Source organism: Pedococcus sp. P2_E4, from assembly GCF_056403935.1.
Genome location: NZ_JBFUEO010000024.1, coordinates 44,683 through 53,228 on the forward strand (window position 1 = coordinate 44,683; position 8,546 = coordinate 53,228).

General features: G+C 70.0%; 7 protein-coding genes. 4 read left to right on the forward strand and 3 right to left on the reverse strand.

All coding sequences use genetic code 11. The annotated features are described in order from the left end of the window. Window positions 1–80 precede the first annotated feature (80 nt). The 4 genes from AC1DV7_RS12395 to acnA all read left to right on the forward strand — a co-directional run bounded on the left by AC1DV7_RS12395 (window position 81) and on the right by acnA (window position 6,660). Window positions 81–2,039: an APC family permease gene (locus AC1DV7_RS12395; protein WP_477597443.1), complete on the forward strand. Its 1,959-nt coding sequence runs from the start codon at window positions 81–83 to the stop codon at window positions 2,037–2,039. Continuing rightward, window positions 2,036–3,325, forward strand: a complete 1,290-nt coding sequence (locus tag AC1DV7_RS12400) for a class I SAM-dependent RNA methyltransferase (RefSeq protein ID WP_477597436.1) — start codon at window positions 2,036–2,038, stop codon at window positions 3,323–3,325. The genes AC1DV7_RS12395 and AC1DV7_RS12400 overlap by 4 nt, the downstream gene beginning before the upstream one ends. After that, complete coding sequence (locus AC1DV7_RS12405) at window positions 3,322–3,768, forward strand: acyl-CoA thioesterase (protein WP_477597437.1); 447 nt, start codon at window positions 3,322–3,324, stop codon at window positions 3,766–3,768. Before AC1DV7_RS12400 ends, AC1DV7_RS12405 begins: the two co-directional genes overlap by 4 nt. Window positions 3,769–3,867: 99 nt before the next feature. After that, the gene (acnA, locus tag AC1DV7_RS12410) at window positions 3,868–6,660 is read left to right on the forward strand and encodes an aconitate hydratase AcnA (RefSeq protein ID WP_477597438.1); all 2,793 of its coding nucleotides are present in this window, start codon (window positions 3,868–3,870) and stop codon (window positions 6,658–6,660) included. Between the two features lie 137 nt (window positions 6,661–6,797). Here acnA and AC1DV7_RS12415 read toward each other — a convergent pair whose 3' ends face one another. The 3 genes from AC1DV7_RS12415 to AC1DV7_RS12425 form a co-directional block, all read right to left on the reverse strand. Continuing rightward, on the reverse strand, window positions 6,798–7,304 hold the full coding sequence (locus AC1DV7_RS12415; protein ID WP_477597439.1) for a DUF4232 domain-containing protein: 507 nt from the start codon (window positions 7,302–7,304) through the stop codon (window positions 6,798–6,800). A 126-nt stretch (window positions 7,305–7,430) separates the two neighbouring features. Next, window positions 7,431–8,027, reverse strand: a complete 597-nt coding sequence (locus AC1DV7_RS12420) for a VOC family protein (RefSeq protein WP_477597440.1) — start codon at window positions 8,025–8,027, stop codon at window positions 7,431–7,433. Window positions 8,028–8,123: 96 nt separating this feature from the next. Then, window positions 8,124–8,546, reverse strand: a 423-nt coding sequence (locus AC1DV7_RS12425) for an HNH endonuclease signature motif containing protein (RefSeq protein WP_477597441.1), incomplete at its 5' end; no start/stop codon positions are given.

The window sequence follows — 8,546 nt, forward strand, 5'->3', positions numbered from 1 at the left end:
GCATCGGTGGGCGGCGGCCTAGAGTGTTGGCCGTGCCATCCTCCGGACGCGTCCTCAAGCGCGTACTGCTCGGTCGAGCCATGCGCAGCGACCGCCTCGGCGAGACCCTGCTGCCCAAGCGGCTCGCCCTGCCCATCTTCGCCAGCGACGCCCTCTCGTCGGTTGCCTATGCGCCGGACGAGATCTTCCTGACGCTCGGCCTCGCCGGAGGCTTCCTGGCGCTGACCCACTCGTGGCAGATCGGGCTGTGCGTCGTCGGGGTCATGCTGGTCGTCGTCGCGTCCTACCGGCAGAACGTCCACGCCTACCCTTCGGGCGGTGGCGACTACGAGGTCGCCAACACCAACCTCGGGCCCAAGGCGGGGCTCACCGTGGCGGCAGCCCTCCTGGTCGACTACGTGCTCACCGTGGCGGTGTCGATCTCGTCGGGCGTGCAGAACGCCGCGGCAGCACTGCCGTTCATCCGCGGGCACGAGGTCATCGTCGCGGTCGGGCTGGTGGCCCTGCTCACGGCGATGAACCTGCGAGGAGTGCGCGAGTCGGGCAAGGCGTTCGCCCTGCCGGTCTACCTGTTCATGTTCAGCGTCATCGGCATGGGCATCGTCGGCATGATCCGCGAGACGACCGGCACCCTCCCCAAGGCCGAGAGTGCCTCCCTGACCCTGACCGCCGAGAACGGGTTCCACTCGCTCGGCAGCTTCGCGATGATGTTCCTGCTGCTGCGCGCCTTCTCGTCCGGCTGTGCCGCCCTGACCGGCGTCGAGGCCATCTCCAACGGGGTGCCTGCCTTCCAGAAGCCCAAGTCGAGGAACGCCGCGACGACGCTGCTGCTCATGGGCCTCGTCGCCGTCACGATGCTGATGTCGATGCTGACCCTGGCCACGTGGACCGGCATCAAGTACGCCGAGGACCCGGGCACCCAGCTCCTGCGCGACGGCAAACCCGTGGGCGACAGCTATGTGCAGGACACGATCATGGGCCAGGTCGCCAAGGCGGTCTTCTCCGGGTTCCACCCCGGCGTGGTGCTCGTGTCGATCGTCTCCGGGCTCATCCTCGTGCTCGCCGCCAACACGGCGTTCAACGGCTTCCCGGTGCTGGGGTCGATCCTCGCCAAGGACGGCTACCTGCCGCGGCAGCTGCACACGCGTGGCGACCGGCTCGCCTTCTCGAACGGGATCCTCATCCTCGCGGGCGCGGCGGCCCTGCTGATCGTGGTCTACCACGCCGAGGTCACCAAGCTGATCCAGCTCTACATCGTCGGCGTCTTCGTCTCGTTCACCCTGAGCCAGATCGGCATGATCAGGCACTGGAACCGCCACCTGCGCCTCGAGCGCGACCCGACGGTGCGACGGCGGATGATGCGCAGCCGCATCATCAACGCCGTGGGCGCCACGATGTCGGGCACCGTGCTGCTCGTCGTGCTGGCCACGAAGTTCATCCACGGCGCCGGCTACGCGATCGCGGCGATGGTGGTCCTCTTCTTCATCATGCTGCGCATCCGCAGGCACTACGAGCGCGTCCGCGAGGAGCTGCGACTCACCGAGGACGACGGTGAGGCCCAGCTGCTGCCCAGCCGGGTCCACGCGATCGTGCTGGTGTCCAAGATCCACAAGCCGACCCTGCGCGCGCTCGCCTATGCGCGCGCGACGCGGCCGTCCAAGCTCGAGGCGATCACGGTCAACGTCGAGCCCGACGAGACCAAGGCGCTGCAGGACGAGTGGGACCGCCGCGACATCCCGGTGCCGCTCAAGGCGCTGGACTCGCCGTACCGCGAGATCACCCGACCTGTGGTCGAGTACGTCAAGTCGCTGCGCTCCGGGCACCCCCGCGACGTCGTCGTCGTCTACATCCCGGAGTACGTCCTCGGGAAGTGGTACGAGCAGGTGCTGCACAACCAGAGCGCCCTGCGGCTCAAGGGCAGGCTGCTGTTCACGCCCGGCGTGATGGTGGCGAGCGTGCCGTGGCAGCTCGCGTCCTCGGAGGGCCAGGAGGAGCGCTACGACGGCCCCACCGCGGGCTCGGTCCGCCTCGGCCAGTGAGCGAGTCGCCGGCACCACTGTCCGAGGGTGACGTCGTCGAGCTCGAGGTCGGCGCCGTGGCCCACGGCGGGTTCTGCGTGGCCCGCCACGAGGGACGTGTCGTGTTCGTCCGCCACTCCCTGCCCGGGGAGCGGGTGCGGGCCCGGGTCACGGAGGCGCGCGAGGGTCAGCGCTTCGTGCGCGCCGACGCCGTCGAGGTCCTCTCGGCCAGCCCGCGCCGCGTCACCCCGCCGTGCCCGTATGCCGCGCCCGGCCTGTGCGGTGGCTGCGACTTCCAGCACACCGACCTCGCACACCAGCGCGAGCTCAAGGCGGCCGTGGTGCGTGAGCAGTTCGCGCGGCTGGCCCGGACCGAGGTGGACGTCCTCGTGGAGCCGGTGCCCGGCGACGAGGACGGCGCCGGGTGGCGCACCCGGGTCGAGTTCGCCGTCGACGGCACCGGGCGCGCCGGGCTGCGCGCCCACCGGTCGCACGACGTGGTGCCCGTCGAGTCCTGCCTGATCGCCGACCCGCGCGTCCTCGCGACGGGGGTCCTGGGGGGCCACTGGTCCGGGGAGCAGGCGGTCGACGTCGTGGCCCCCTCGACCGGTGAGACGGTGGTGGTGCCCGTCCCGTCGGGTGAGGCGCACGTGCCGGTCGTCACGGAGCACGTTGCGGGACAGCGGTTCTCGGGTGACTTCGAGGTGTCGGCGCGAGGCTTCTGGCAGGTGCACCCCGGTGCGGCGGCGACGTTCGTCGACACCGTGCTGGGGATGCTCGAGCCCCAGCCGGGTGAGGTCGCCCTCGACCTGTATGCCGGGGTCGGCCTGTTCGCGGCCGCCCTGGCCCAGCGGGTGGGTGAGCGCGGCAAGGTGGTCGCAGTGGAGTCCGAGGCGGCGGCGACGTCCGCCGCCGAAGGCAACCTGGCGGCATACCCGTCGGTGGCGGTGGTGCGGGCACGCGTCGACGACGCGTTCGGCGTGCCCCGGCCCACGCGGTCCGGGCCGGCCCGCAACCGGGCGCAGCGCTCCCGCAAGCTGCGCCGGCACCCGCTGCTGCCGCTGCGGGCCGACCTCGTCGTCCTCGACCCGCCTCGCACCGGAGCGGGCAGGGGAGTGGTCGGGCAGGTTGCCGCCCTCGCCCCCCGGGCGGTCGCCTACGTCGCCTGTGACCCCGCGGCCCTGGCGCGGGACACGGCCTACCTCGCGGAGGCTGGGTACGCCCTGCGCGGCCTGCGCGCCTTCGACGCCTTCCCGATGACCCACCACGTCGAGTGCGTCGCCCTGTTCGAGAGGAAGACCAGTTGATCCCGGCCACCCCAGGCGCCCCTGCCGCCGCGCCCTTCACGCACGGCGTGGAGGTGCACTTCTACGAGGTGGACCAGGTCGGGGTCGTGTTCAACGCCTGGTACCTCGCCTGGTGCGACGACGCCCGGCTGGCCTACTGCGCCTCGCGGGGCTACGGGCTGGAGCAGGCGAAGGCCGCCGACGCCATGCCCCTTGTGCGGCACGCGGACATCGAGTGGCGCGCCTCGCTGGCGGCCGGCGACCACGCCGAGATCGTCGTGAGACCGGTCCGCGTGGGGACCACCTCGTTCACGCTGCGGCACGAGATCCACCGCGCCGGCGACGGTGAGCTGTGCGCGGTCCTGACGATCACGTACGTCGCCGCGGGGCTCACGGAGCGGACCAAGCGCGAGCTCCCGCTTTCGCTCCGCGCGGCGTTGGAGCAGGATCAGGCAGAGGTCTGAACGACGTGATATCTTGACGTCAAGATAAATCGAGCGCGACGGTCTACCGGACGACCGACACGACGACGCAGTCGAACCAGAGCATCGAAGGAGCAGGCAGTGGCCAGCACGAACAGCTTCAACGCCCACGGTGAACTCGAGGTCGGTGACCAGTCCTACGAGGTCTACCGGTTGAGCGCGGTCGAGGGCAGTGAGACCCTCCCGTACAGCCTCAAGGTGCTGCTGGAGAACCTCCTGCGCACCGAGGACGGCGCCAACATCACGGCCGACCACATCCGTGCCCTCGGCGCCTGGGACGAGAACGCCGAGCCCGACACCGAGATCCAGTTCACCCCGGCCCGTGTCCTCATGCAGGACTTCACCGGCGTGCCCTGCATCGTCGACCTGGCCACGATGCGCGAGGCCGTCGCCGACCTCGGTGGCGACCCGGCGAAGATCAACCCGCTCAGCCCCGCCGAGATGGTCATCGACCACTCCGTCATCATCGACGTGTTCGGCCGGGCCGATGCCTTCGAGAAGAACGTCGAGATCGAGTACCAGCGCAACGGAGAGCGGTACCAGTTCCTGCGTTGGGGCCAGACCGCGTTCGAGGACTTCAAGGTCGTGCCCCCGGGCACCGGCATCGTCCACCAGGTCAACATCGAGCACCTCGCGCGCACCGTCATGGTCCGCGACGGCGTGGCCTACCCCGACACCTGTGTCGGCACCGACTCGCACACCACGATGGTCAACGGCCTCGGTGTCCTCGGCTGGGGCGTCGGCGGCATCGAGGCCGAGGCGGCCATGCTGGGCCAGCCCGTGTCGATGCTCATCCCGCGCGTCGTCGGCTTCAAGCTGTCGGGGTCGATCCCGGCCGGCGCGACCGCGACCGACGTGGTGCTGACCATCACCGAGCAGCTGCGCGAGCACGGCGTGGTCGGCAAGTTCGTCGAGTTCTACGGCGAAGGCGTCTCGGCAGTGCCGCTGGCCAACCGCGCCACCATCGGCAACATGAGCCCCGAGTTCGGCTCCACCTGTGCGATCTTCCCGATCGACGACGTGACGCTGGAGTACCTGCGCCTCACCGGCCGGTCCGAGGAGTCCGTCGCACTGGTCGAGGCGTACGCCAAGGAGCAGGGCATGTGGCTGCACGCCGGCCCCGACCAGCCCGAGGCCCGCTACTCCGAGCGGCTCGAGCTCGACCTGTCCACGGTCGTGCCGTCGATCGCCGGCCCGAAGCGGCCCCAGGACCGCATCGCCCTGACCGACGCCAAGGACTCCTTCCGCAAGGTGCTGCCGACGTATGTCGCGCACCACGAGGGCGATGCCGGCGTGGCGTCGTCGTTCCCGGCGAGCGACCCCTCGCCGCAGGGCAGCACGGACGGCACCAACGGCGGCGACAAGCCGGCCTCAGAGGGCAGCGGCGCCGACCGTCCCTCGAAGAAGGTCACCGTCACCACTGCCGAGGGTGCGTCGTTCGAGATCGACCACGGCATCGTGTCGATCGCCTCGATCACGAGCTGCACCAACACCTCGAACCCGTCGGTCATGATGGCCGCCGCGATGCTGGCCAAGAACGCCGTCGACCGCGGACTGACGGTGGCACCGTGGGTCAAGACCTCGATGGCGCCGGGCTCCAAGGTCGTCTCGGACTACTACGAGAAGGCCGGCATGTGGCCCTACCTCGAGAAGCTCGGCTTCCACCTGGTCGGTTACGGCTGCACCACGTGCATCGGCAACTCCGGGCCGCTGTCCGACGAGATCTCCGCGGCCATCAACGAGAACGACCTCGCCGTGGTCTCCGTTCTCTCCGGCAACCGCAACTTCGAGGGCCGGATCAACCCCGACGTCAAGATGAACTACCTCGCGTCGCCGCCGCTGGTGATCGCCTACGCGTTGGCCGGAACGATGGACTTCGACTTCGACTCCGAGCCGCTGGGCCAGGACACCGACGGCAAGGACGTCTTCCTCCAGGACCTGTGGCCGGCACCGGCCGACGTCGAGCGGACCATCGCCGAGAGCATCAACAAGGAGATGTTCACCAGCGACTACGCCGACGTCTTCGCCGGCGACGAGCGCTGGCAGTCGTTGCCGACGCCCGAGGGCAAGACCTTCGAGTGGGCCGAGGACTCGACCTACGTGCGCAAGCCTCCCTACTTCGACGGCATGACGATGGAGACCACCCCCGTCTCGGACATCGCGGATGCCCGGGTGCTGGCCAAGTTGGGCGACTCCGTGACGACCGACCACATCAGCCCGGCGGGTTCCATCAAGGCCGACAGCCCCGCTGGTACGTACCTGGCCGAGCACGGGGTCGAGCGCAAGGACTTCAACTCCTACGGCTCGCGACGCGGCAACCACGAGGTGATGATCCGCGGCACCTTCGCGAACATCCGCCTCAAGAACCTCCTGCTCGACGGGGTCGAGGGCGGTTTCACCCGCAACTTCCTCGCGGGTGGCGAGCAGACCACGATCTACGACGCCTCGGCTGCCTACCAGGAGGCCGGAGTCCCGCTCGTCATCCTGTCCGGCAAGGAGTACGGCTCGGGGTCCTCGCGCGACTGGGCTGCCAAGGGCACCCGGCTGCTCGGTGTCCGGGCGGTCATCGCCGAGTCGTACGAGCGCATCCACCGCTCGAACCTCATCGGGATGGGTGTGATCCCGCTGCAGTACCCGGCCGGGCAGTCGGCCGACTCCCTGGGCCTGGACGGCACCGAGACGATCTCGATCTCGGGCATCACGGCGCTCAACGAGGGCTCCACCCCGAAGACCGTCAAGGTCTCCGCGGTGCGCGACGGTGGTGACCCGGTCGAGTTCGACGCGGTCGTGCGCATCGACACCCCCGGCGAAGCCGACTACTACCGCAACGGCGGCATCCTGCAGTACGTCCTGCGGTCGCTCGTCAACAGCTGAGCTCGATACTGCCGCAACGACACTGAGGGGTATGCCGCGTGGTCACCACGCGGCATACCCCTCAGTCGCGCCGCCATGGTCACCGCTGCCCACCCGGCGGGTGAGTCGCGCGCATCGGCGCCACCGCAGCTGCCGCGCTAGCGGGCCAGTGGCTTGACGAAGATCGTCGAGACGGCTGTCGAGCGGCAGCCCGTGGTGTGGAACGGGATGAACTTGGCGAGCCTGGAGCCGGGTACGTACACGCGCAGCCCGTCGACTGCCGTGGGGCGGCACACGGAAGCGGGGTAGTTCTGCACGTCGACCATTCGGACCGGCGCGTCCGCGTGTTGCCTCGGGGCCAAGGAGATGGTCCTGACCGCACCGGCATCCCACGTGGCGGCGCGCCCGATCTGGGTGCCGTTGCCGAAGCCGACATAGGAGACCCCTGGGTAGCCCCGCGTCCAACAGGTGCTCCGGGAGATGTTCGTCAGGCGCAGGTCGCCGATCCGGCTGCCGGCGGTGCCCTGGAGGTTGACGAGGCTTGCGGCCAGCGCCGAGGTGCTGCAGTGCGGCACGGTGGCCTGTGCCGTCGCGGGCGTCGCCACCAACGTCGCGGCCGCCAGCGCGGCAGTGCAGATGATCGTGGAGATCGACTTTGTGCTCATCTGGTGAACCCCCTTGTCGGGTGTGACGGGCGGGTGGCCCGTCATTCTTGAGACGCTCGAGCAGGGGGCGGGGTTGTACCGCTGCGACGGGGGGTGAGGCGACTGGGGCGGGGTGCGTCGGGTGGCTCAGCGCGGCAGGGGGTTCGGGCCGGTCGCGGTCACGAGCCGCTGGGGCACCCAGTCGTCGACGTGCTGGAACCCGTCGCCGAACGGGCCTGCATCGAGCTCGACGGAGTCGCGCAAGGCGAGTCGGTAGAACTTCGCGTGGGTGAAGTCCTCGAACAAGATGTAGACGGGATCGGGTGTGCTGTTCGGGCCCTGGAACTGCTGCCCCGTCAGGACGGGCTTGTGGGCTGCGACGAACGCGTCGAAGGAGTCGCCGACCACGACGCCGAGGTGCTCCAACCCCATCTTGTAGACGCGCTGGTGCACCGGCGGGATGAGCTCGATGAGCGGGACACTCTTGCCGTCGAGGACTTCGAGCGGCTCGGTGGGAACGATCAAGGAGATCGGGCGGCCGTTCCAGACGTTCTCGCGGTTGGCGACCGCGTGGCGCTCGAGCAGGGTGCGCACGTGCAGGTACTGGTCCCACTCAGGCACGCGGACCGCGAGGTGGCTGAGGGGGTACGGGCGGATGTCGATGCCTCGGGCGAGCAGGCGGTCTGCCTGCTGCGCGGCGAACGCCCGGTAGTCCCCGATGATCTCGCCCACCGGATCGGCCATTGCGCCTCCTCTCGTCGCCCATCGTAGTGAGCACCGAGCTGCCACCGGTGGGGCATGCCGGCGGCCCCGCCGTGGTGGGCGGGGTGTGGGGCGGGGTCACGCTGGTTCCTGCGCGGCGCGCCGGGCCAGCAGCTGGTCGTAGGAGCCGCGGGTCAGGTCCCACTGCACCCGCTCTCCCTCCGGACCGGTGACGACCTGCCCGGCGAGGCGTCGCTGGTGGACGGTGGTGTGGTGCCGCTCGCACACCAGGGCGGCGTTGGATAGGTCCGAGGTGCCGAAGTCGGCCCAGTGCACCAGGTGATGTCCGTCGGTCCAGGCGGGTGGGGCCCCGCACCCGGGGTAGGTGCACCCGCCGTCGCGCAGCCACAGCCGTCTGGTCTGGGCCGGGGTGAAGAACCGGACCGTGCGGCCCAGGTCGAGCACCTCACCCCTTGACCCCAGCACGACCGGGACCACGGAGGCGTCGCAGGCGAGCCGGCGGACCGTCTCGGGCGCGAGGTGGGTGCCGGTGTCGAGCCC